At 44.2% G+C, this 22,117-nt stretch carries 21 protein-coding genes; 9 read left to right on the forward strand and 12 right to left on the reverse strand.

Features of this window, described 5'->3' with window-relative positions; all coding sequences use genetic code 11:
• Positions 1 to 12 precede the first annotated feature (12 nt).
• Genes CPZ25_RS03665 through CPZ25_RS03675 form a run of 3 tightly spaced genes read right to left on the reverse strand, consistent with a single transcriptional unit; the run spans position 13 to position 4,799 of the window.
• Positions 13 to 3,102: a DEAD/DEAH box helicase gene (locus CPZ25_RS03665; RefSeq protein ID WP_096919841.1), complete on the reverse strand. Its 3,090-nt coding sequence runs from the start codon at positions 3,100 to 3,102 to the stop codon at positions 13 to 15.
• Between the two features lie 13 nt (positions 3,103 to 3,115).
• Complete coding sequence (locus tag CPZ25_RS03670) at positions 3,116 to 3,736, reverse strand: response regulator (protein WP_096919840.1); 621 nt, start codon at positions 3,734 to 3,736, stop codon at positions 3,116 to 3,118.
• Positions 3,717 to 4,799 (reverse strand): sensor histidine kinase, encoded by a 1,083-nt coding sequence (locus tag CPZ25_RS03675; RefSeq protein WP_074616828.1) that lies wholly within the window; start codon positions 4,797 to 4,799, stop codon positions 3,717 to 3,719. Before CPZ25_RS03675 ends, CPZ25_RS03670 begins: the two co-directional genes overlap by 20 nt.
• Before the next feature lie 168 nt (positions 4,800 to 4,967).
• Between CPZ25_RS03675 and CPZ25_RS03680 the strand changes: the two genes are divergently transcribed.
• The 3 genes from CPZ25_RS03680 to CPZ25_RS03690 are packed head-to-tail and all read left to right on the forward strand — an operon-like array spanning position 4,968 to position 8,213.
• Entirely contained in the window at positions 4,968 to 5,900 is a 933-nt protein-coding gene (locus tag CPZ25_RS03680; RefSeq protein WP_058694557.1) for an ABC transporter ATP-binding protein, read from the forward strand.
• Positions 5,901 to 5,911: 11 nt separating this feature from the next.
• Entirely contained in the window at positions 5,912 to 7,057 is a 1,146-nt protein-coding gene (locus CPZ25_RS03685; RefSeq protein WP_096919839.1) for an ABC transporter permease, read from the forward strand.
• Positions 7,044 to 8,213, forward strand: coding sequence for an ABC transporter permease (locus CPZ25_RS03690; RefSeq protein ID WP_096919838.1), 1,170 nt, complete (start codon positions 7,044 to 7,046; stop codon positions 8,211 to 8,213). The genes CPZ25_RS03685 and CPZ25_RS03690 overlap by 14 nt, the downstream gene beginning before the upstream one ends.
• Before the next feature lie 37 nt (positions 8,214 to 8,250).
• Here the strand turns inward: CPZ25_RS03690 and CPZ25_RS03695 are convergent, their stop codons facing one another.
• Positions 8,251 to 8,778, reverse strand: coding sequence for an FmdE family protein (locus tag CPZ25_RS03695; RefSeq protein ID WP_096919837.1), 528 nt, complete (start codon positions 8,776 to 8,778; stop codon positions 8,251 to 8,253).
• 109 nt (positions 8,779 to 8,887) lie between these two features.
• Positions 8,888 to 9,508: an ECF transporter S component gene (locus tag CPZ25_RS03700; protein ID WP_058694553.1), complete on the reverse strand. Its 621-nt coding sequence runs from the start codon at positions 9,506 to 9,508 to the stop codon at positions 8,888 to 8,890.
• Positions 9,509 to 9,683: 175 nt separating this feature from the next.
• Here CPZ25_RS03700 and coaBC point away from each other — a divergent pair, with 175 nt between their 5' ends.
• From coaBC to CPZ25_RS03715, 3 genes are read left to right on the forward strand one after another with little or no spacing between them, the layout of a single operon-like run.
• Entirely contained in the window at positions 9,684 to 10,880 is a 1,197-nt protein-coding gene (gene coaBC, locus CPZ25_RS03705; protein ID WP_096919836.1) for a bifunctional phosphopantothenoylcysteine decarboxylase/phosphopantothenate--cysteine ligase CoaBC, read from the forward strand.
• Positions 10,877 to 11,641, forward strand: a complete 765-nt coding sequence (locus CPZ25_RS03710) for a threonine/serine exporter family protein (RefSeq protein ID WP_074616825.1) — start codon at positions 10,877 to 10,879, stop codon at positions 11,639 to 11,641. Before coaBC ends, CPZ25_RS03710 begins: the two co-directional genes overlap by 4 nt.
• Positions 11,642 to 11,644: 3 nt before the next feature.
• Entirely contained in the window at positions 11,645 to 12,118 is a 474-nt protein-coding gene (locus tag CPZ25_RS03715) for a threonine/serine exporter family protein (RefSeq protein ID WP_096919835.1), read from the forward strand.
• A 20-nt stretch (positions 12,119 to 12,138) separates the two neighbouring features.
• On the opposite strand, the gene CPZ25_RS03720 is transcribed toward CPZ25_RS03715, so the two are convergent.
• The 6 genes from CPZ25_RS03720 to CPZ25_RS03745 all read right to left on the reverse strand — a co-directional run bounded on the left by CPZ25_RS03720 (position 12,139) and on the right by CPZ25_RS03745 (position 20,172).
• On the reverse strand, positions 12,139 to 14,832 hold the full coding sequence (locus CPZ25_RS03720; protein ID WP_096919834.1) for a calcium-translocating P-type ATPase, PMCA-type: 2,694 nt from the start codon (positions 14,830 to 14,832) through the stop codon (positions 12,139 to 12,141).
• A 283-nt stretch (positions 14,833 to 15,115) separates the two neighbouring features.
• Positions 15,116 to 15,805 carry a dethiobiotin synthase gene (bioD, locus tag CPZ25_RS03725; protein ID WP_096919833.1) on the reverse strand — a complete coding sequence of 230 codons (690 nt, stop codon included), beginning with the start codon at positions 15,803 to 15,805 and terminating at the stop codon, positions 15,116 to 15,118.
• Positions 15,798 to 16,769, reverse strand: a complete 972-nt coding sequence (gene bioB, locus CPZ25_RS03730) for a biotin synthase BioB (RefSeq protein ID WP_074616822.1) — start codon at positions 16,767 to 16,769, stop codon at positions 15,798 to 15,800. The genes bioD and bioB overlap by 8 nt, the downstream gene beginning before the upstream one ends.
• A complete protein-coding gene (locus CPZ25_RS03735; RefSeq protein WP_082669284.1) occupies positions 16,766 to 17,317 on the reverse strand; it encodes a biotin transporter BioY in 552 nt (183 codons plus the stop codon). Before CPZ25_RS03735 ends, bioB begins: the two co-directional genes overlap by 4 nt.
• A gap of 95 nt (positions 17,318 to 17,412) precedes the next feature.
• Positions 17,413 to 18,006 carry a flavin reductase family protein gene (locus tag CPZ25_RS03740; RefSeq protein ID WP_096919831.1) on the reverse strand — a complete coding sequence of 198 codons (594 nt, stop codon included), beginning with the start codon at positions 18,004 to 18,006 and terminating at the stop codon, positions 17,413 to 17,415.
• Between the two features lie 87 nt (positions 18,007 to 18,093).
• Complete coding sequence (locus CPZ25_RS03745) at positions 18,094 to 20,172, reverse strand: penicillin-binding transpeptidase domain-containing protein (protein ID WP_243129338.1); 2,079 nt, start codon at positions 20,170 to 20,172, stop codon at positions 18,094 to 18,096.
• 169 nt (positions 20,173 to 20,341) lie between these two features.
• On the opposite strand from CPZ25_RS03745, the gene CPZ25_RS03750 reads away from it, so the two are divergent.
• Positions 20,342 to 20,614, forward strand: a complete 273-nt coding sequence (locus tag CPZ25_RS03750; RefSeq protein WP_058694546.1) for a GNAT family N-acetyltransferase — start codon at positions 20,342 to 20,344, stop codon at positions 20,612 to 20,614.
• A 51-nt stretch (positions 20,615 to 20,665) separates the two neighbouring features.
• On the opposite strand, the gene CPZ25_RS03755 is transcribed toward CPZ25_RS03750, so the two are convergent.
• The gene (locus tag CPZ25_RS03755; RefSeq protein WP_058694545.1) at positions 20,666 to 21,211 is read right to left on the reverse strand and encodes a GNAT family N-acetyltransferase; all 546 of its coding nucleotides are present in this window, start codon (positions 21,209 to 21,211) and stop codon (positions 20,666 to 20,668) included.
• Between the two features lie 150 nt (positions 21,212 to 21,361).
• On the opposite strand from CPZ25_RS03755, the gene CPZ25_RS03760 reads away from it, so the two are divergent.
• Together CPZ25_RS03760 and CPZ25_RS03765 are read left to right on the forward strand one after the other, a co-directional pair.
• The gene (locus CPZ25_RS03760; RefSeq protein ID WP_058694544.1) at positions 21,362 to 21,823 is read left to right on the forward strand and encodes a ribonuclease domain-containing protein; all 462 of its coding nucleotides are present in this window, start codon (positions 21,362 to 21,364) and stop codon (positions 21,821 to 21,823) included.
• Positions 21,824 to 21,837: 14 nt separating this feature from the next.
• Positions 21,838 to 22,107, forward strand: coding sequence for a barstar family protein (locus CPZ25_RS03765; protein WP_074616820.1), 270 nt, complete (start codon positions 21,838 to 21,840; stop codon positions 22,105 to 22,107).
• The last annotated feature ends 10 nt before the right edge of the window (positions 22,108 to 22,117 follow it).

A 22,117-nucleotide genomic window follows, 5' to 3' on the forward strand; every position in this document is an offset into this window, starting at 1 on the left:
TTCCTTTCTATGCTATTCGAAAAGACCGATAATCTCGTCTTTAGACATGCTGGCAATGGCCCCTTCACCCTCACGGATAATCGAATCTGCCAGCTCAGCTTTAGCCTGCTGCATCTTTTGTATTTTTTCTTCAATACTGTCTTTTGCAATAAGGTTATAGACCTGGACGCTGCTCATCTGTCCTATACGGTGTGCGCGGTCGGTGGCCTGATTTTGTGCGCTGAGATTCCACCACGGGTCATAATGAATGACTACATCAGCGCCAGTCAGGTTGAGACCTGTCCCGCCAGCTTTAAGGGAAATTAAAAACACTGGCGTATCATCCTCGTTAAAAGCGTTAACCTGGCGCAGTCTCTCCTGAGCCTTTGTCCGCCCTGTAATCTTGTAAAAACCGATTTCCCTCTTAATAAGTTCTTTCTCAATGATTTCAAGCATCGAAGTGAACTGGGAAAATAAAAGCACCTTGTGTCCAGAAGCTAAAGAGGTTTCGAGAATTTCCAGACAGAGCTCTAGCTTGGCGCTCTTATCAGTGTAATCTTCATAGACCAGTGACGGATCGCAGCAGATCTGGCGAAGCCTTGTCAGCATTGCCAGAATAATAAGCTTCCGGCGTTCAAAATCGCCTCCATCCAACTCGCAGGCCAGATCCTCCCTGCTTTTTGCCAGATTCGCAAGATAGAGCTTTTTCTGTTCACCATCCATAGATGCATACATAGTCGTCTCCGTCTTTTCAGGGAGCTCCTTGAGAACTTCGTTTTTGAGACGCCGGAGAATAAAGGGCGATACGAGCTTGTTCAGCCGCTCCAACGTCTTTTTATCTTGCTCGCGGACAATCGGTATTTCAAATTTTTCACGAAACTTCCGATAAGTATAGAGATATCCGGGCATTAAAAAATCATAGATAGACCAGAGCTCAGCCAGGCTGTTTTCTACCGGCGTACCCGTCAAAGCAAAACGGACTGCGCTGTTGATCACCTTAACAGATTTAGCATTTTGTGTGTTATGGTTTTTAATGTACTGGGCCTCATCGATGATTTCATAATGAAAATGCAAGTCTTCATAATACAAAATATCTCTTTTGAGCAGATCGTATGAGGTAATAAGCACATCTGCCTCGGCAGCTGCGGCAATTTTATCCCGGCGTTCTGTAGCAGTTCCCATGACGGCAATTGCTTTAAGTTCAGGCGCAAAACGTGCAATTTCACTCTCCCAGTTTAATACCAGCGATGAAGGACAGACGACCAGTGAGGTAGTCTGTGCCCCGCTTTCTTTCTGAGACAGCAGCAGAGAAATTACTTCCAGTGTTTTTCCAAGCCCCATGTCGTCTGCTAAAATACCACCAAATCCATACGCCGCAATGGTTTTGAGCCATCTGAAGCCAGTTTTCTGGTAATTGCGCAGAATGGGCTTCAGCGAGGCTGGTACCTCAAAGTCAGAATCAGAGACATCTTTGATATCTCTGACAATCTGCTTGAAAATGGTATCCCGATTATACTTAATTCCTTCACTCTGCTTAAACAGGGCATCCAGGTACAGCGCACGGAATTTCGGTACCGACACAGTCCCCCGTTCTATCTCCTTTGCGTTCAAACTTAATACATCCGCCAGCTCAGAAAATTCACCCAGCGCATTATCCTGGATATTAATAAAGCTGCCATCCCGAAGCCGGTGGTACTTTTTGGCCTGACGGTATGAGCTCAGCACCTCGGTCAATTCATGTATATCAAGGCCATCCAGATCAAATTCCAGATCAAGCAGATCGCCGCTTACCCTTATGCCAACACGGACAGTGGCAGGCGGCTTAATTTTAAAGCCTTTAAACTGGTCTGTCGCAAAAATTTCTGCCTTTGAGGATATGGTCTCTAATCCCTCGCTGAAAAGATCAAAAATCTTGTCCTCATCACCGTCAATATACGCAAAATTACCGACAGCATCATAGCTGTCCAGATATTTTTTGATGAGCTGCTCTATCTGATACTCACCACGCAGATCCTGGCTTTTAATCATATCCTTTGGTTTAAATGCTTCATGCTCCTCATCACCATAGCTGAAAAACACTTTTCCCATAACGAAGTCCTCCTGGGGTGCATCAAAATAGACCTTAGCCACCAGTGGTTTAGGCTCATAGGCGCTCATGTCACAGTCTGTAACAAAGGAGAAGTACTGTTCGAGGCTGGATAAAACCGTATTGTAAAAGCCCTTCATATCCTCTTTCATCACAGTCATTGTCAGCTTATTGCGGATAATCGCCTTCAGAAAATCTCTTGTATTGCGACTGTAGGAAGGATCGCAATAATAAATCTTTCCTTTTTCACAGATATAGAGCCGTTCCTGCCCATCCAGCACCAATGCCTCGTCATTTAAAAGCTCGATGATATAGGATTTTCCTATATCTGAAATTCGAATACTGATATGCGCGTTGGACTGTACAATTGAGGCAAGCATGACTGAGCCTTCAATATCAACGGGCAGCTCTGGCTCTTTGTCCCATATTGCCATATATGCGTCAAGCATAGGACCGTTAAGGTACATGTACTTTACATTATCATTGAAGCTCTTTTTATACACAGCCAAAGCCCGGTTATTGCTTTCATTATAAAAGCTTTTAAGAAAATGAAGATACTTACGGCTTCGCTCATCAAAATTTTCTTCAAAATGGCGTAATACCAAAGCTTTACCGTATCGAATTTCCTCTCCATTATCAAAAGCCGCCATAAAAGCACTCAGATCTTTTACAACATAAAGGCGGTCTTCACCTATCTTAAAAGACAGCTTGGCTGACGAGCCATACCAGTAGCTGTCGGTAATCATCAGTGTAGGTTCAAGGCGCACATTTTGGCCAGAGCCATTTTCGAGCGCGACATTTTTTGATTTTTCCGCATAGCGGTCCATCAGTCTGAAGACCGCTGAATCGGTCATCTGCTGAACCCGCCGCTCTTCCTTTTCGCTGCTCGACTTCCATCTGAATGTCTCTTTAACTTGTTTTTTGTTTTTTTCAGGGTTGTCTTCCTGAGGATATAACAGCTCATCCATATCCTCAGGTGTAATTTCACCGGAAAAAATTTTCTTTTCTTCCTGTTTTTTCAATATCTCGTCATCCATGGAGAGAACCTCCTTACTTATGGTTGAAATAAAAAATGGCCAGCTGAGTTCTGTCGCGCAGCTCAAGTTTATCTAAAATATTGCTGATATAATTGCGCACTGTACCCTCGCTCAAAAAAAGTGTTTCTGAAATTTCCCGATTGCTCAGCCCCTGAGCCACTCCCTCAATAATTTCCAGGTCTCGCTCACTGATGCCGTAAGAAGAAAAATCAACAGCCGCTTCTCCACCAAGGAGCATCGGAATTTTCGTCACAATTTCATCGCCAAATACACTCTGTCCGCTGTAAACTGCCTTCAGCGCTGGCACGATACTCTCAAAGGCCTGCTTGAGCAGGTAACCCTTTGCGCCTATTTTGAGCGCTTTGATAATATATTCATCATCTAAAAAAGTGGTCAGATACAAAATCCGGGCGTCTCTGTCCGCAGCAAGAATAAGCTCACCCGCCTCAAGACCGGTCATACCGTCCATCCGTATATCCATAAGCAAAATATCCGGTTTATGCTCATCGTACAAAGCAATTGCCTCCCCTCCACTGTTTCCCAGCGCTACAACCTCAATTTCAGCATCCGCCTCCAAAATGGTTTTAAGGGATACTGAGACCAGACGGTCATCATCAATAACGATTACTTTCATGGGATTCCTCCTTTGGAATGGAAATAAAAATGTGAAAGCCATGCTCTCTACGGATATTTAGATTGCCGTTCAGAGCCTCTACACGGTCTGCGATATTCTGTAAACCGATTCCGCTGTGACCTGAGGCTATAGTACTGCCGTTATCCTCAATAATGAGCTGATACAATGCCGGGTGCTCTCTCAAGGAGATTTTTACACTGCTGGCATCTGAGTGACGCATAACATTTGAAAGCGCCTCTTTTACGATTGTAATAAAGGCATACCGCTGCTCCTTCGAGGGGTTACCTTCGATTCCGTAATCAAGGGAGACCTCGCAGAAATCAAAATCATCGATCAACGAGCATATCTGAGTCTGGCAGTCAATAGATTCATCGTGAAGATTATGCACTGAATCCCGAATACTGTCCATAGCCTGGGAAAGCGTATCCTTGATTTCAACCAGATTTTCCTGAAGCGGCTCCTCTGGATGGATTGCCATGAGTGCGCCCACCTGTAAGATAGAGCGGGACAGCAGATGCCCAACATTATCGTGTATTTCACGGGCGATACGGTTTCGTTCATTTAAGGTTGCCAGATTCACCTCATAATCCTGTTTTTCCATCAGGTCTTTATTTTTACTCTCTAGCAGCATTGCGTTTTCACGCGTTGTGTCTCGAAGGGTACGGTAATCAAGGTTTAGCCGGTTAACCAGCTCCTCGTTTCTGCGAAGCAAACCTGACAGCCCAAACAGAATAATCAAAATCAGCCCGATATTAAAGGGCAGGCTTTTCAGATTAACCACAAGAGCTGTGCCTGCCAGAAAAAACAACCCAATGCCACTCTTGCTGAAAGCATCATAATATACGAGCGGATAGTAAAAGAAAAAATCCGTGCAATAAAAGGAAGCAATGGTGAATACGCCGATGGCTGCAATTTTGAAGTAGCGGTTTGAAAAATAGTAGTTCAACGCTGAGACTGTCACCGCAGCCAGAAAAGCAACGACCGAAAAGATGCTTATCCTGCCGAGAGCGACCAGCGCACAGGAACAGATCAGCAGCGTAATACGGTTAAACAAGCTGTTCATAAACTTCCTCCTCAATAAAATTCTTAATACTTTACTATACCACTCTTTTAGTTTTTACACAAATTTATTTTCTTAATTACATTTGTCATACGTTTTGTTGATGTAAGACACTACCGAAAGCCAAGATGGCAGCGTAAAATAAGAGTATCACATACAGGAGGCACCATCATGGTCATCAATGTTAAAAATTTAGTTAAGCGTTACGGTGGACTCGTCGCCGTTGATCATTTTAATCTTGAGGTCAGAGAAGGCGAAATTTTTGGTCTGCTTGGGCCAAATGGCTCAGGAAAGTCTACCACCATCAATTGCATCTTATCCCTGCTCAAATATGACAAAGGCAGCATTGAGGTTTTCGGTAAACCTATGACGCCAACCTCTTACGCTCTCAAGCGGGATATCGGAATTGTTATGCAGAATGTCGCGGTGTTTAATGAATTAACCGTTTATGAAAACATTAACTACTTTTGCGGTCTATATATTAAGGACAAGGAAGAACGCCGCGCTCTGGTCGAGGAGGCAATCCGTTTTGTCGGCCTTGAAGATTTCAAACGCTTTCTGCCCAAAAAACTCAGTGGCGGCCTGCTCAGACGTTTAAATATTGCCTGTGGCATTGCGCATAAGCCAAAGCTCATCATTCTTGATGAACCAACCGTCGCTGTCGATCCGCAGAGCCGGAATGCTATTCTGGAAGGTATTCAAAAGCTTAACGAGGAGGGAGCGACAATTGTCTATACCTCTCATTATATGGAAGAGGTCGAACAGATCTGCACCCGCATTGCCATTATGGATAAAGGGAAAACACTGGCCATGGGCACAAAGGAAGAACTGAAAGCCATGATTCGCTCAGCGGAAACCGTACACGTCGAAATTTTTGATCTTTCCGACGCTCATCTTCACATCATTGAGTCACAGGACTCTGTCTCAAAGGTCCACTACCAGAACAACTTTCTGGAAATCCATTATTCTGGTGGGAAAAATAATTTAATGCAGCTGCTTAACTATCTGCAAAATAACGGAATCAGCTTTGGCCGTGTCACTTCTGAGGAGCCAACACTAAATGACGTATTCCTCGAAATCACGGGTAAAGAGCTGAGAGATTAGGAGGCCTCCCAATGTTTTCCCTTTTATATACCAACCGTATAAAATGCCTTTTGCGGGATAAAGCACTGGTTTTCTGGACACTGCTCTTTCCGCTGATACTGGCTACACTGTTCCATTTTGCCTTCAGTAATATTTTATCAGACCATAACTTTAAAGCGGTTCCTGTTGCCGTGATCGAAAACGAAGATTATCAGAAAAATGAAAGTTTTAAGGAAACTATGAAAGCTGTTTCCGGTGGAGAAGACTCGATTTTTAAGCTCTCATTAACCTCGGATACCGGCAAAGCAAAGGAATGGCTTGCAGATGGTACGGTATCAGGCATTGTTGCCATGACTGGTGATAAACCCGAGCTTACAGTGACTGAATCAGGTATCAATCAGACCATTATCAAAAATGTGCTGGACCAGTATATTCGAATTTATCACACAGTTGCTGACATCGCTCAGTCAAATCCACAGGCCTTTGCTCAGGGATTTATGGATGAGGTTGGCAGCATCAAAGACTACACTGCCGCCGGGTCCCTGACTGACAAAAGTCTGAACACACTTCTCATCAGTTACTACGCGCTGCTGGCAATGGCCTGTTTTTACGGTGCATTTCTAGGGCTTCAGGATATGGTTGATATCCAGGCTAATTTATCCGACAAAGCTGCTCGCTTAGCTGTCGCGCCCACACATAAGTTCAAGTTATTGGCCATTAACTTTTGCGCGACACTCACTATCCACTTTATTGAAATTCTTATCCTTATCGCCTATATGGTTTTTATGCTGAATGTTGAGATGGGAAACCATATTCCTGAAATCCTGCTGATTAGCTTAATCGGGTCGGTCTGCGGCATTACATTCGGGACAATGATAGGCGTTCTGGTAAAAGGAAGCGAGGGACTTAAGACGGGTATTCTCGTGGCATTCACTATGCTCATGTCCTTTCTGGCTGGCATGATGTCGCCAGATATCAAGTACAGTATTCGCTTAAGCGTCCCCTGGGCTGAGGCAGTCAATCCTGTCAGTCAGATTACAGATGCCTTTTACAGTCTTTATTATTATGACGGCGGATCAAAATTTTATACCTGTATCGCTATTCTGTGCATTTTTGCGCTGATTTTTTCCACCGTTACTTACTTCATTATCCGGAGGCAGCAATATGCAAGTCTTTAAAACCTATTTTAAAATTATTAAAAGCAATCTTATGCAGATGATGATCTATATCGTTATTTTCATCGGCCTGGCTGTTTTATTTTCAATGATGTCACAGACTAATAACAATGTGAGTTTTACACCCCGAAAGCCATCGGTGGCCATTGTCAATCATGATGAAAACAGCGAGCTTCTCCGTGGCTTTACCGATTATCTTGATCAAAATGCCGATATTGTGCCGCTGAAGGATGATCCGTCAACACTTAAAGACGCGCTTTTTTTCAGAGAAGTCGTTTATATTGCAATCATTCCCAAAGGATTTACCCAGGCCTTTATGGCGGGCGAAAATCCCGAAATTATTGAAAATACAGTCCCAGACAGTGATTTTGAGTATCAGTCGGGTCAGCTTGTCAATCAGTATTTTAATACGGCTCAGCTCTACCTAAAGGGAATTCCAGATATCAGTCAGGCGGAGCTCTCAAAAAAAACAGCTGCTAGTATGGATGATCAGACAACTGTGACGCTGGATCAGATTTCCATTGAGGAGGGGATTCCAAGCTATTCCTATTATTTTAATTACCTTGCCTATGCTCTGCTGGCTGTTTTGATTCTCGGCATTTCCTCGATTATGATGGTCTTTAACAATCAGGATATCAAACGCCGTAACAGTTGTGCCCCTATGCGCCTTAAAAATTTCAACGCACAGCTGGCAATCGCCAGCACGATTTTTGGCCTTATCGTCTGGGCATTTATGCTTCTGGTCGCCTTTATACTTTACGACATTACGCCAGACAATCTGCCGCTGGTTTTGCTCTGCAGCGCCAATGCTCTTCTTATGACCTTTACTGCACTTGGGATTGCTTTCCTGACAGGTCAGTTCATAAAAAACTACAACATTCAAAGTGCCGTTGCCAATGTGGTCTCACTCGGACTCTGCTTTCTGAGCGGTGTTTTTGTCCCTCAATATCTGTTGGGTGACACGGTTAAGGCCATTGCCAGCTTTACGCCAACTTACTGGTACATTAAAGCAAACAATGCCATTATCGGTTTGAAGAGTTTTAACATGGAAGCCCTGTCCCCTGTTTTCGCTGATATGGTGATTCTGACGGGCTTTATCATCGCTATCTTTGCAGTCGGCCTGATGATCAGCCGATACCGCCAGCTCAGCCGAAATTAAAAGAAGACGCCGGATTTTTATTCCGGCGCCTTCTTTTTTACCATCCTCTGTTGTAGGGGTTGAAGCAGTCTTCACAGACAATTTTACCTTCCTGTAGATGCATTTTATGTTCTGGAGCGCCCTCGCCGCAAAGCTCACAAAAGACCGTAGTAAAAATTCGGGCTTTTTCAGGAAGCTCAAATTTTGGCATTGAATAGTCAAACAGTTCATCAAGCGGCGCATTTAGCAGGTACTCCTGATATTCACTCTTACTCATCATTTCTTTTTTGCGGGCCTTCAGATAAATACGCAACTTCTCACCTGTGGCGCGGTTAAAAAACGAAAAAGCCTGCTTTCCTGTATTTCTGTATAAAAGGTTTCCCTTTCCAAAGGTACAGCCAAGCAAGGCCTGTATTGCATCCACACTGCAAGAGTCATTTTCTGCAACGCACACAATCTCTTCGTCCTCCGATGAGCCAATGCGCAGCATTTCCTTTGCCGCATCGCTGACGCGCACGCCAATAGCCAGCCCGGGACACTCGTGCCTGTGAAATTCAACAGCCTTTATCCATAATGCATTATTCATAACAATCACATCCTTTTTTTATAACAATTATACTATATTTTATGTTAAAGTCTCTTAAAAACATTAAAAACCGCATTCTTTTAACGAATGCGGTGAGTTAGATGAATTATTATTTTTTAACGCCGTACTTTAAAAGCGCTTTGCAGATCGCTAACGTCAATACCCCGGCAACAATCGCTTCTGGAACACCGTTAATACCGATAACCGCCAAAATGGCGCCATAAAGCGCTGAGATATCCATTTCCTTTGCGGATGCATAGCTCTGTCCAAAAAAGAAATAAATCATATTCATAACGAGCAGTGTGTTGGTAAGCGATCCGCCAACACCAGCACAGGTCAAGGCCAGAGCATCATTGTCCTTTACTTTTTTCAACCCCTTATAAATATAATAAGGAACAATCCCCACTAAAATTCTGGGTACAAAGCAAATAACAAGACTCCAGAAATTACCATCGTAGGTTCCCAGCGAATAGAATGGGGTAAATACAAAAGAAGTTACCGTTGGGTTAAAAGTATTGTTCACGAGACTGGTGAGACCAAAAACAAATCCTAAAAATGCTCCATACCTTGGGCCGAGTATAATACTTCCAATAATTACGGGTATATGGATAATGGTCGCACGGGTAAAACCCAGCGGAATGTATCCCAAAAACGGGACAACTGCCATCAGGACAATGATTGCCACAAAAAGTGACAATTGGACCAATTCCTTGGTCGTTCGTGTTTTCATATTCGATTTTCCTCCTGCTATCGTTCCAGTCGAGCCGGATACAATGCTTAATCGTGATTATTTTAACATGAAAAAAGATCACCTTTCAAGTCTTTTTTACCTAAACTGCATTTACGGAAGGTTTTATTTTTGATATAATCTCCTAGTAAATTTGAACGAAGGAAGTACACAAAAGATGAACTTAAAAAATAAAACAGTTATCCTTGGTGTCAGTGGCAGTATTGCCGCCTACAAAATGGCAAATGTCGCCAGCGCACTGGCGAAATGGGGATGTGACGTCCATGTCATTATGACACCCAACGCAACGGAGATCATTGCGCCGATGACCTTCTCCACTCTGACAGGCAATAACTGTATTGTCGATACCTTTGATAAAACCATTAATTACAACGTTGCACACGTCTCGCTGGCCAAACGGGCTGATCTGCTCATGATCGCTCCTGCCACAGCTAATGTGATTGCCAAGCTGGCGCACGGTCTAGCTGACGATATGCTGACCACAACCGCTTTGGCCTGCACCTGTAAAAAAATTGTTTCACCAGCCATGAACACCAACATGTTTCACAATCCGGTCGTTCAGGACAATTTAGAAATTTTAAGAAAATATAACTTTGAAATTGTTCAGCCAGACAGCGGAATCCTCGCCTGTAAGGATATCGGAGATGGCAAGCTTCCCAAGGAAGAAGTCCTGATCGACCATATTCTAAAAGAAATCGCTTTTGAAAAAGATCTTGCTGGAAAAAAAGTGCTGATAACCGCCGGCCCAACCTGTGAAGCCATTGACCCGGTCCGCTACATTACTAACCATTCCAGTGGTAAAATGGGCTACTCTCTGGCGCGTAATGCAATGCTGCGCGGGGCAGAGGTCACGCTTGTCAGCGGTCCAACAGCGCTGCGTCCAGTTCCTTTTGTAAATATGGTCAACATCGTTTCCGCAAAGGATATGTTTGAAGCGGTTAGCAGCCGGTCAGAGCAGCAGGATATTATCATCAAAGCTGCAGCGGTAGCAGATTATACTCCTTCCGATTATTCTGATGAAAAAGTAAAGAAAAAAGAAGGCGCCATGAATATCGCTCTCGATCGCACCCAGGATATCTTGGCCTGGCTGGGCGCAAACAGACGCCCGAGTCAGTTTCTCTGTGGTTTCTCCATGGAAACGCAAAACCTCTTGGAAAATTCTCAGGCCAAATTGATTCGAAAGAACGTTGATATGATGATCGCAAACAATCTAAAGGTAGAAGGTGCGGGATTTAGCGGGGATACGAATGTCGTAACCGTTATTACAAAAGACCGTGTCACAGAACTTCCAAAGCAGACAAAAGAGGATGTTGCTGGACAGATTCTTGACACGATTTTGGAATGCCTGCCATGACACCAACTCATCTCATCTCAGTGGCCATGGAAATCGGCGATATGCTTTTGGAAAACGGTGCAGAAATCTACCGTGTCGAGGACTCCATGCGCCGTATCTGCCAGGCCTATGGTGTGGACAACGCTGAAATTTTTGCAGTTCCTACCACCATTATCATCACAATCCGCGTCGGTGACGATCCCCCGCTGACACTGACTAAACGTATTTTCAGCCGTGGAACTGACCTGTATAAGGTTGAACGCCTGAATTCCCTATCCCGAGAAATGTGCGCAACTATCCCACCCTATGAGGAAGTTCAGAGACGTATCGAAGCGATTCGCCGTTTTCCTCCTTACTCCCTTATCAAGCAGGTGCTGGCTTTCTCCTTTGTGGCTTTCTTTTTTACGCTGCTTTTTAAAGGAACGCTATCAGATGCTTTTGCTGCACTTTTTATCAGCGCTTTAACAAAGGTGATCTTCAATGCTCTGGAAAAAATCAAAACTAATGCTTTCTTTGAAAATGTCATTTGCGGCGCTGTGATTGCGCTTTGTGCTCTGGGGTTTGTCCGTTCTGGACTTGCCGCTAATATGGACAAAATTATTATTGGTACCATCATGACTTTGGTACCTGGACTAGCCATCACAAATTCTATGCGGGATATTATCGCAGGCGATCTGCTGGCCGGCGTAACAAAAACGACAGAGGCTTTGCTGATCGGAGCCGGAATTGCTGTGGGGGCTGCTATTCCACTGACTTTCCTCCGTCCGTTTCTGGGGGTTTAGCTTATGGAAAGCGGTCTCTTACTCCAATGTTTTTATGCCTTTGCCGCCACAGTCGCCTTTGGCGTAGTCTTTAATATCCGCGGTCAGGCACTGGCCATCGCTGGCATTGGCGGCGCCTTGGGCTGGTTTTTGTATATAGGCCTGCATGGGTTTTTTATTAACGACATTCCCCAGTATTTTATCGCTACATTAGCGGTTTCCCTTTACGCCGAAATTATGGCAAGGCGTTTCAAAGCCCCAGCGACCATTTATTTGGCCGCCGCCCTCATCCCACTTGTTCCTGGAGGTGGCATCTACTACACAATGGAGCATTTCATCAATGGACGCGTGGATGATGCCATCAACACAGGTTTGCATACGCTTGGTATTGCCGGCGCACTCGCCATGGGGATTATTATCGTCTCCTCAAGTATCCGTATCTGGCTGAATATTCGGAAAGAATTAAAAAAACGCAAAAAAAAAGACTCTGTTCATTAAAAAACAGAGTCTTTTTTATTTTATGCTATTTTAAAAACTTTTCTCTTGATAAGCTTGAACGCTTCAGAAACAACGATAACCGATAAACCTAAGGTAATAATCTTGCCCCACATGCTTAGGGATAAAGGTACGGTGTTATAAAGAATTCCGCCAAACTGGGTGATGATTACCTGCAGCAGAAAGGTCAGGCCAAAAACCAGCAGCATCAGACGATTGCTGAAAAAATTTGAAAAGACGCTTTTATCTGTAAGCTCACGGCTGTTAAAAGCATTGAACAAATGCATGACCACAAAAAGTGTGAACAGAATGGTGTACTGTTCTCCTTCGGTGCCACCCAGAATATTGAACAGAGCCTGCATCATAAAAATGATTGACACAAAAATCCCATTGCAGGCAATACGTGAAAGCATACCTTTACTCACAATGTTGGAATCCCGGGAGATGGGCTGGCGGTTCATAAGATCGTCACGAATTGGTTCAAGGCCCAGCGTAAGGGCCGGCGGCCCATCCATAATAATGTTGATCCACAAAAGCTGAAGGGCAGTAAAAGGAGACTTTAGTCCAAGCAGAATACAGGACAACACCACGATAACCGATGAAAGGTTAACGGTAAGCTGAAACTGGATAAAACGCTGAAAATTCTCGTAGATCCCGCGACCCCACTGAACTGCCTTGACAATAGTGGAAAAAGAGTCGTCAAGCAGTACAATGTCACTGGCTTCCTTGGAAACCTCAGTCCCGGTAATCCCCATAGCGATGCCGACATCAGCATTTTTGATGGCCGGCGCATCATTTATGCCATCCCCGGTTACAGCAACTACATTCCCCATTTTCTTCAAGGCGTTGACCACACGCATTTTAACGACTGGAGTGCTTCGGGCAATAACTTTGATCCTTGGCAGCAGCTCGATGAGGCGTTCTTCACTCAGATCTTCGAGCTTATGAGCCTCAGCCGCCGCGTCACCAGGCTTCAGCAACCCCAGTTCATCGGCGATGGCGCGGGCTGTTACAATATTGTCCCCCGTCAGGATTTTCAGCTCGATTCCTGCTTTACGGCATCGGTTAACCGCTTCATAGACATCCTCACGCAGCGGGTCTGTAATAGCGACAAAACCATCAAAAATCATATCGGACTCAATATGTGTGCGGTGTTCTTCGTACTCCGTTATTGTCCGAACACCTGAAAGTGGTTTATGTGAAAAGGCAAGCACACGGCGGGCTTTTTTCTCAAAGCCTGTCATTTCCTTTTCAATCTTCTGGATATGTGCTTCCGAAAAAGGAACAGGCTGTCCATCAATCATAATATGGCTGCACTGGCTGATGATTTTTTCAGGACTTCCTTTAGAGTAGGCCATACTCCCATCTTTTTGTTCAACAATAGTCGTCATATTTTTTGTCTCAGAGGAGAATGGAAAAGCAAAAGTAATCTTGGCATTTTTACGCAGATCGCTGTAGGACGCACAGCGTTCCTCTGATTTTTCGTAGGCCATGATCAAAGCACATTCTGTCGGGTTTCCAATAAATTTGGGCTGGTTCCCCTGTTCGATATCCGCGGTACTATTGATGGTAAAATTTTGGATCAGGGTTTCATTATTAAGATTTTTTGGCGTAATCAGATGCCCGTCTGAATAAATATCTGTAACCGTCATGCGATTTTCTGTCAACGTGCCGGTTTTATCCGAACAGATCACGTTAATACACCCAATAGTTTCACAAGCGATCAGCTTTTTAACCAGAGCGTTTTGTCTGGCCATTTTAATGATATTAATGGACAGCGAAACCGCCACAATGGTTGGAAGCCCCTCAGGTACCGCTGCAACGATCAAAACAATACTGGTAATAAAAGCTTCAGATACGGTATCCAGATTAAAGGTACCCGTTGAAGCAAAGATGATCAGCTGAATAATAAAAACAATAGCTGCTGCGGTTGCACCCAGAATTGTAATAAGCTTTCCTAATCGGTCCATCTTCTCCTGAAGCGGTGTGGAGCCTTTTTCTGTTTTGGAAAGTTCTCGCGCGATACTTCCAAACTCGGTGCCATCTCCCACCTCAGTCACGATCATAGTGCCGCTGCCTCCGGTTATAAAGCACCCGGAGTAGAGCATATTGGCACGTTCGGCCACTGGGGTCTTGGGGTTATCATAAACCAGCTCCGCTTCTTTTTTAACCGGCAGGCTTTCTCCCGTCAAAGAGGATTCGTCGACTCTCAGCCCCAGCGACTCGATCACACGACCATCAGCAGGAATCATATCACCGGTAGCTACCTCCATAATATCTCCGACCACCAGGTCTTTTTGGGATATCAGGGTAATGCTGCCGTCCCGCATAACCTTAACCTGTACATCCTCATTAATCTGGTTTAAGGCTTCAAAAGCCTTTTCGCTCCGTCCCTCCATAATGACGGTAACACCGACTGCCAGAAAAATAGCAGCGAAAATACCGATACATTCAACGAATTCGGTCTGTCCTCCGGTAAAATAGCGAACAAAATTAACACCCAGGGTAATTGCAGCTGCCACTAGCAGCATAACAATCATCGGTTCTGTTGCCGCATCCCATATCTTTTTAAAAACAGATTTTGGCTTTCCTTTGGTGAACGCATTAACCCCATACTTTAAACGGCTGGTTTCGATCTGGTTTTTCCTTAATCCCAATTCCGGATCGACATCTAGCCGTTCAAGCGTCTGACTTGTCGTTTCTAGAAATGCTTTCATCAACGATACTCCTTTTTAAATTTTTATCCTGTTAAAAGATTGTACAGGAATCACAAATTTCTCAGAAATTTGTATTTGTCTCGGCGCCGATCTTATTTGAGGCCAATTTTAATAAAAAATAGGCCAACATCAAAAAAGAGACCTCCAGCGTATTCTAAAAATACGCTAAAAGTCTCATTACCTTTGAATAAATAAAGGCGGTAAAACCAGGCGCCCCGCACCAGTATGTTGACTTTACCGTTTCAACTACTCCCTTTTAACACTATCAATTATATCGGAGGTATCAGACCGTGTCAAGTAGATTTGCAAGTAAAATTTTTTTAATCGCCAAAACATCCAAATCTCCCTGAGTTTCGCAGACCAATACCTCCAGGCCTGTCATCGCTTCAAGGACCCTTTTATTATCACAATGTATGGCAGAATCGTTGTCAAACCTGTTCAGCACAATACAGCGTGCGTTTATTTCCAGATTTTTGGCATATTCCAGAGTTAGAAGCGTGCTGTTAATGGCCCCAAGACCTGCATTTGCAACAATCACGATATCTAGCGCCAGAGCTTTTATTACATCCGTGAGCATAAGCACCGTTTCTTCTAAGCTTAAGGGACAGATAATGCCGCCGCTCCCCTCCATCACCACATAGTCATAAATCGAGACCGCTTTGTCAAAATCCCGCAGTATGGGTGCCAGTGTAATATTCTTATTCTCCATCTTCGCCGCAAGGTGTGGTGACGCCGGATAATCAAGTATTGTAGTCACAGCCTGGTTAGGCTCACCTTTAAGTCCTGCAAAGCGGAATACATAGGCAGCGTCACCCGCGATTCTCTTTCCATCTTCAACCTCTGTGCCACTGAGCGCAGCTTTATAATATCCAGCATTTATGCCTTGCCCGATAAGTCCTTTAATAATTCTGGCGGTGATATAGGTTTTCCCCACATCTGTACCAGTGGCAGTAATAAATATTCCCTTATGCATTAGCTTTTACCTCAAATCCAATGGCTTTAATCATAGCGATATCCTCATTAGTCGCAATTCCTGCTGTGGTAAGCATATCTCCTGAAATCGCTGCGTTTACGCCCCCTTTCATCAGACGCTTTCCTTTATCTGGAAACAGTGCACGCCCCCCGGCCAAGCGAAGTTGTACATTGGGTAAAACAAAACGGAAGATAGCAGCTGTATGGATTATTTCATCATATGCAAGGCGGCCGTTTCCTTCAAGAGGCGTCCCAGGAATCGGATTTAGCACGTTGAGCGGCACCGATCTCACACCCAGCTGTTTCAGGGTAAAAGCCATATCAATACGATCCTCCATGGATTCACCGAGCCCAATAATTCCCCCACTGCATACCTCAAGCCCTGCTCTCTGGGCGTCTCTGATAACAGCCTTTTTATCCGAATAGGTATGAGTTGTACAAATCTTTGCAAAAAAATCTTCCGAGGTTTCAAGATTATTATGATAACGCGTTACACCGGATTTTCTAAGCTTTAACAGCGCTTCATAACTCAGAAGTCCATGCGAGGCACAGAGACCTATCGGAGTTGTCTTTGCAAGTTTTCTGTATATATGGCAGACTGCATCAAGCTCCTCATCTTCAAGCTGTTTTCCAGAAGTTACGATCGAAAAACGATGTACCCCCTGACGATAATTAGAGCTGGCGCTTTCTACCACGATTTCCTCCGGAAGAAGCGGATACTCCTCCACACAAGTGTTAAACCAGACAGACTGAGCGCAATAAGCGCAGTTTTCACTGCATCGTCCACTTTTTCCGTTGATGATAGTGCATAGATTAAAATCCATGCCGCAGAAATGTTCTCTAATCTTATCCGCGTATACAGCCAGTGCCTCAGCATTGGAAGTATACGCCAGTTCCAGCGCTTCCTCCCTGCTGATCTCATAACCCGATTTTATTTTTTCTGTTAAGGCTTTAATGTTCATCATATCCTCCTCAATAATGGCTTTACCTTGTGTGCCAGTCCAGCGCTAACAAAGCAGAGCAGGATATCCCCGGGAAGATCGAGGGGAAAGCAGGATAAAAGAACAATGCTCCACGGAGTCGGCTCCGTCATATAGAAATTAAGTATCATATACTTATAGACCACACCAATGGTGTAAGTAATCAAAAGGCCCCCGAAGGCAGCTAAAAGGTAGCGGCCATAGGTCTTCCCTCTCTGAAGAGTAAAACCTGTCACCCACGCTGCCAGGATAAACCCAAGCAGATAGCCAAAGCTTGGCCTGAAGATATATTGGATACCGCCGCCTGCTGCAAACACCGGGAATCCAGTAAGGCCCACTAATACGTAAACCCCCACCGACAATGCGCCGCGGACTGAGCCCAAAAGCATACCTGCCAGTAGCACAAACAGGAATTGCAGCGTAAAATAATCCATATAAGGTACGGGAATCTGTATAAAAGCGCCAATCGCCACTAGCGCGGCGAATAACGCACATTGAACCATGGAACGCGTTTTTGTCATCGTTGTTTCCATCTTTTTCTCCTAAGCTTTAATTAAAAAAAGTATAAAAGAAAAAGCTCCTATTGTCAACCTTGTTTTAAGGTATAGTTGACAATAGGAGCTCCATATTACTTTTTGACATTCTTTTTTCTGGCTCTTTTCTTTTTCTTTCGAACCGTGTAACCAAAGCTGCCTAGCTTTTTCCCAAGCTCAAAGTATTCGCCGTGAGCATAACTTATGAGCTGTGCTTTATCCAGATGCAGCTTTCCTCTTTCATCCAGATACTGTTCATCAACATTAACTGCCAGGATATCCGCTAAAAACATGTCATGAGAACCGAGAGGGATTATTTCTGTCACACGACACTCAAGGCTCACAGGGCTTTCCTCAATCATAGGGCAGCCCAGTTGTACAGCAGGCTCCTTTGTCAGTGCCATTTTTTCAAACTTATCGAAATCCCGGCCTGAGCGCACGCCGCAGAAATCCGTGGCTTTCACCAGGGGTGAAGTCGTCAGATTGATAACAAATTCTCCGGTTTTTTTTATAATATTATAAGAATAGCGCTCTGGCCTTATAGAAATATAGGTCTTAGGTGGATTCGAATTGATAATACCCGTCCAGGCTATGGTTAAAATGTTGGATTCCTCCATGCTGCCGCAGGATACCATTACAGCTGGCACTGGTGCCAGCAGGGTAGCGCCACGCCATTGTGCTTTACTCATCTTTAAAATGTCCTTTCACTCTATTGTGCTTTTAGTATAACCATCCTGTTATATAAAAGTCAAACCATGTTCCCAAAAATCTGGAATTTAATGTGTCAGCGTCTCAAAGACTGTCTTGACCTTGGGGACAACATAATGGCTTCCACCACGATCCTTGACATCCTCGACCATACTGATGACCATAAGCTGCTGTGCACTTGAAGAGTCAGCGGTAAAGGCATTAAACCAGCCAAGCTCTGTCCCAGAAGTATCTTCCTGGGATGTCTTGATCTCTGCGGTCCCTGTTTTGCCGGCAATGCTCAAGCCGTCAATCTGAGCCTCATGGCCTGTACCCGCTGGACTTTCCACTACCTGTATCAGGTCGTTACGAATGGTATTGCTCACCTCTTTTGTCAAAATCTGCGTCTTCCAATATTCAGCCTGTGCGTTGTCCTTGTATTCGATATAGGGCTTGACCATACTGCCATCATTAACAAAGGCCGAATAAATCGAAGCCATATGCAGCGGGTTCACCAGAACCTGTCCCTGCCCAAAACCGCTGGCCGCCAGCTGCGCTTCACTGTCGAAGGCGCCGCTGTCAGAAATCTGAGATGCTGTCATATCAAGCTCAAAGGGAAGCGTCTCGCCAAACCCCATTTTCTTTAGCGCTTCAGCAAATCGATCCCCTCCGATTTTCAAGGCTGCCTTGGCAAAATAAATATTATCCGAATAGATAAGGGCGTTCTCCAGATTTGTCGGCCCTCTGTATTCCTCCAGTGTAGTGATATTAAAATCTCCCCAGCTGCTGTCCTTCTGCCAGACAAGACCACTTTCGCCAAAGTCCTCATCCGCCGTAAAGGCACCGGTTTGCAGACCAGTGGAACCAGTCACCGGCTTAAATGAGGAACCAGGCGCATAGGTAGCCTCAAAACGGTTAAGCAGTGGATTTGCCGGGTCGGCATTCATACTCTGCCACTGTTCATCGCTTAGCCCCAGTATAAAAGTATTAGCATCGTAGCTCGGCGTACTGACAAGAGCCAGTACCTCACCGGTTTTGGGATTAATGGCCGCCGATGCACTTTTATCCCCTGCAAACTGGTTATAAAGCGCACTCTGTAAATTCGCATCGATAGTCGTTTTGATATTTTCTCCGCTGACCGCTGCTTTCTCCAGGATGGCGATGGTCTTCACCTCACCATTATTTTCTGTATAACTAATGGAGATGGTTGCCCCTTCCTGACCCCTTAACCGCTTGTCATAAAGTCTTTCAAGACCACTCTTTCCGATAACGCTGGACTCAGTATATCCCTGATCCTTTTTTTCCTCAAGCTCTTCGGCGCTGATCCCCTGTATATAACCTGTGAGCTGCGATGTCTTTTCACCATAGGGATAGACCCGGACCATTTTATCATTGATCATAACGCCCGGTATCTGCAGCAGTGCAGCCTCAAGCTCTGCATTGCCAGCAGCCACTGTTTTTATAGGGACAAAGGTTTCATCGGTTACCCATCCCTCAGATAGGGCAGTCTGAATATTTTCAGTTGTTATTTCGAGAAACTCTGCAACCTTTGCTATATCTGCCTCTCTGGTTTCCGGATTTATTTTTCCAGGAACCAGACCTACAGAGGAAGCCACGCCGGTTGTGGCCAGAAGATTTCCATTACGATCCTCAATATTTCCCCGGTCTGCGGCATCGGTGCTTACATTGACCTTATCCCCATCCTGCAGCGCCGGCAGAATGACTGAAGAATCCCAAACGATCTGATAGGGTTTAAACATACCGTCTTTTTTTAAATTCACAAAGTTCAATTCTTTAAGTGTTCCCGCTACTGTATCCATCGAAGAATCGTAAGTTACCCTTGTATATTTGGAATCAATTTTCTCTGCGTTCTGTATCTTTGTAATGGTCAGGTTCTGTGCTTCGATACCTTCATATATGTTTTTGTTCCGCTCAATAAATTTTTCTTTAGAATAGCTGTCTTGGCTTTCATCACTGATCAGACTGTACATTTTTTCATAATCACGCTGATTGACTGCATCGATATAAGTGTTTAAAGCTTTCTCAGGGGTATTGTTCATATTAAAAATAATAATTGCCACAATACACAGTACAAGCACTGCCCCGATAAGCCCCAGTAGCATCCGCAGCCTCTTTTTGTCCATTGTCTTCCCATACTCCGTATTCATTGTTTTTTCCCTTCTTTAAAAAACATAATACATATGTTTCCATATGAAGCCGATTACCTCTTCCTAAAATGATTATATCACATTTTATGGTTAAGTTTAAGAATTTTCGGTATAATAATAAGCGTAATGCCTTATAGCATTAATAAACCATCCCAAGGAGGTCTTTACAATGACATATCAACTGGAAGAAAACCGCATTCTGGCAACTGATGAACACGGCACCGAATTGGGTGAATTGAATTTTACTCAAAATGGTGATGAGTGGATCATTACACATGTAGGCGTATCTGTCGCCGCACGCAGAAAAGGGCTCGGCGGTGCTTTAGTCCAAAAGGCTGTTCAATATGCCAGAGACAAGCATAAAAAAATCACCCCGCTCTGTTCCTTTGCTGTATCCGAATTTGCAAACAACCCGTCCTACAAGAGTGTTTTGGCCGAATAATGAATAAAAAGCCTGCCGTTGTATGCTTCTACAACGGCAGGCTTTTGTATTTCATGGTTTTAATGATTTATGATAAACGGTATCCATTAAAACACCCTTACAGTACTCAAAACGTTCCTCATCAATGGGGTCAGGGTAGGTCATAACATAGAGCGGCAACTCAGGCATGCCTGGTTTCAAAGGCGGTTGATAATACTCGTACTGGTTAAGATGAAAACCCAAATTTTTATAAAACTTGATCCGGCGCTTGGCATCCTCCTCATTGGGGTGCTCTACCTCTAAAAAGATCATCCGGTCATTTTCTTTAAAATATTCTTTGAATATCCGGCTTCCAATACCACCACCTCTTGCCTTTTCAGACACCGCGGCGTGTTCGATAAAATCAAAATCATCAAAAACCCAGACGCCTAAAAGTGCAATGGTTCTGCCCATATCGGTCCGTTTGATCAACAGTTTATAATCGGGCTGTTCTAAAAGTGCTTTCTGTCCTTCATAGGAGCGTTTTTCAGTATCTGGAAACGAAGCGTCTAATATCTCAAAGGCCTCATCAAAGGACGTCTCATCGGCTGTTTCAAAAAAGCTTTCTTCAGTCATCATTTTCCCCTTATGTATTTACAAAATTATAACATTTATTACAGTATAACGAGGGATTATTAAAAACCCCTTAAATCCAATAGAATATACAACATTCAAATTTTACATGGTCTATGATATAATTGATTCAAACCTAAGGAAAGGAAGTCATTAATGCTAAAGCGTTTATTTAAAGCACTCCTGCCGCTGTTGATGGTTGCACTTCTGATAACAGGCTGCGGCAGCACATTACCAACGGGTACGGATATCACTGGTGGCAGTGTCTCACAAATTACAGAAAACGGTGCCTACACCTCCAAGGAGGATGTTGCGCTTTATATACACACTTACCAGAAGCTGCCCTCCAATTTTATTACTAAAAAAGAAGCTCAAAAGCTGGGCTGGGACAGTCAGAAAGGAAACCTGGATAAGGTGGCCAAAGGCAAAAGCATCGGCGGAGACCGTTTTGGAAACTATGACAAAAAGCTGCCTGAGGCTAAGGGACGTACATGGAAGGAATGTGATATCAACTATGAAGGCGGCTACCGTGGCGCGGAACGAATTATCTACTCAAGCGACGGTCTGATTTATTATACAAACGATCATTATAACAGCTTTGAAGAAATTATATTTTAAAGGAGCGATTGAGCGTGAGAAGTATTACCCTTGACGGTCAGTTTATGGATACCATCCAGACTGCCCATACATATATTGAAAAAAAGCTTGAAATCCATGATTATTACGGCAAAAACCTCGATGCTCTCTGGGATGCTCTCACAGGCATCGCTACCAGTACCAGACTCGAAATAATTCATTTTAATGCCGCCGAAGCTCATCTGGGCCCTTACGCTGAAAAGCTGCGGCAGGTGTTAATGGACGCTGCTGTGGAAAACACATTTTTGCAGGTTGTATTTTTATAAAGAAAGGTTG

The sequence above is a fragment of the Eubacterium maltosivorans genome, assembly GCF_002441855.2.
Classification (GTDB): Bacteria; Bacillota; Clostridia; order Eubacteriales; family Eubacteriaceae; genus Eubacterium; species Eubacterium maltosivorans.

Coding starts and splice junctions, on each gene's coding strand:
- CPZ25_RS03665 (WP_096919841.1), bottom strand. CDS start 3,102: ATGGATGACGAGATATTGAAAAAACAGGAAGAAAAGAAAATTTTTTCC.
- CPZ25_RS03670 (WP_096919840.1), bottom strand. CDS start 3,736: ATGAAAGTAATCGTTATTGATGATGACCGTCTGGTCTCAGTATCCCTT.
- CPZ25_RS03675 (WP_074616828.1), bottom strand. CDS start 4,799: ATGAACAGCTTGTTTAACCGTATTACGCTGCTGATCTGTTCCTGTGCG.
- CPZ25_RS03680 (WP_058694557.1), top strand. CDS start 4,968: ATGGTCATCAATGTTAAAAATTTAGTTAAGCGTTACGGTGGACTCGTC.
- CPZ25_RS03685 (WP_096919839.1), top strand. CDS start 5,912: ATGTTTTCCCTTTTATATACCAACCGTATAAAATGCCTTTTGCGGGAT.
- CPZ25_RS03690 (WP_096919838.1), top strand. CDS start 7,044: ATGCAAGTCTTTAAAACCTATTTTAAAATTATTAAAAGCAATCTTATG.
- CPZ25_RS03695 (WP_096919837.1), bottom strand. CDS start 8,778: ATGAATAATGCATTATGGATAAAGGCTGTTGAATTTCACAGGCACGAG.
- CPZ25_RS03700 (WP_058694553.1), bottom strand. CDS start 9,508: ATGAAAACACGAACGACCAAGGAATTGGTCCAATTGTCACTTTTTGTG.
- coaBC (WP_096919836.1), top strand. CDS start 9,684: ATGAACTTAAAAAATAAAACAGTTATCCTTGGTGTCAGTGGCAGTATT.
- CPZ25_RS03710 (WP_074616825.1), top strand. CDS start 10,877: ATGACACCAACTCATCTCATCTCAGTGGCCATGGAAATCGGCGATATG.
- CPZ25_RS03715 (WP_096919835.1), top strand. CDS start 11,645: ATGGAAAGCGGTCTCTTACTCCAATGTTTTTATGCCTTTGCCGCCACA.
- CPZ25_RS03720 (WP_096919834.1), bottom strand. CDS start 14,832: ATGAAAGCATTTCTAGAAACGACAAGTCAGACGCTTGAACGGCTAGAT.
- bioD (WP_096919833.1), bottom strand. CDS start 15,805: ATGCATAAGGGAATATTTATTACTGCCACTGGTACAGATGTGGGGAAA.
- bioB (WP_074616822.1), bottom strand. CDS start 16,769: ATGATGAACATTAAAGCCTTAACAGAAAAAATAAAATCGGGTTATGAG.
- CPZ25_RS03735 (WP_082669284.1), bottom strand. CDS start 17,317: ATGGAAACAACGATGACAAAAACGCGTTCCATGGTTCAATGTGCGTTA.
- CPZ25_RS03740 (WP_096919831.1), bottom strand. CDS start 18,006: ATGAGTAAAGCACAATGGCGTGGCGCTACCCTGCTGGCACCAGTGCCA.
- CPZ25_RS03745 (WP_243129338.1), bottom strand. CDS start 20,172: ATGAATACGGAGTATGGGAAGACAATGGACAAAAAGAGGCTGCGGATG.
- CPZ25_RS03750 (WP_058694546.1), top strand. CDS start 20,342: ATGACATATCAACTGGAAGAAAACCGCATTCTGGCAACTGATGAACAC.
- CPZ25_RS03755 (WP_058694545.1), bottom strand. CDS start 21,211: ATGATGACTGAAGAAAGCTTTTTTGAAACAGCCGATGAGACGTCCTTT.
- CPZ25_RS03760 (WP_058694544.1), top strand. CDS start 21,362: ATGCTAAAGCGTTTATTTAAAGCACTCCTGCCGCTGTTGATGGTTGCA.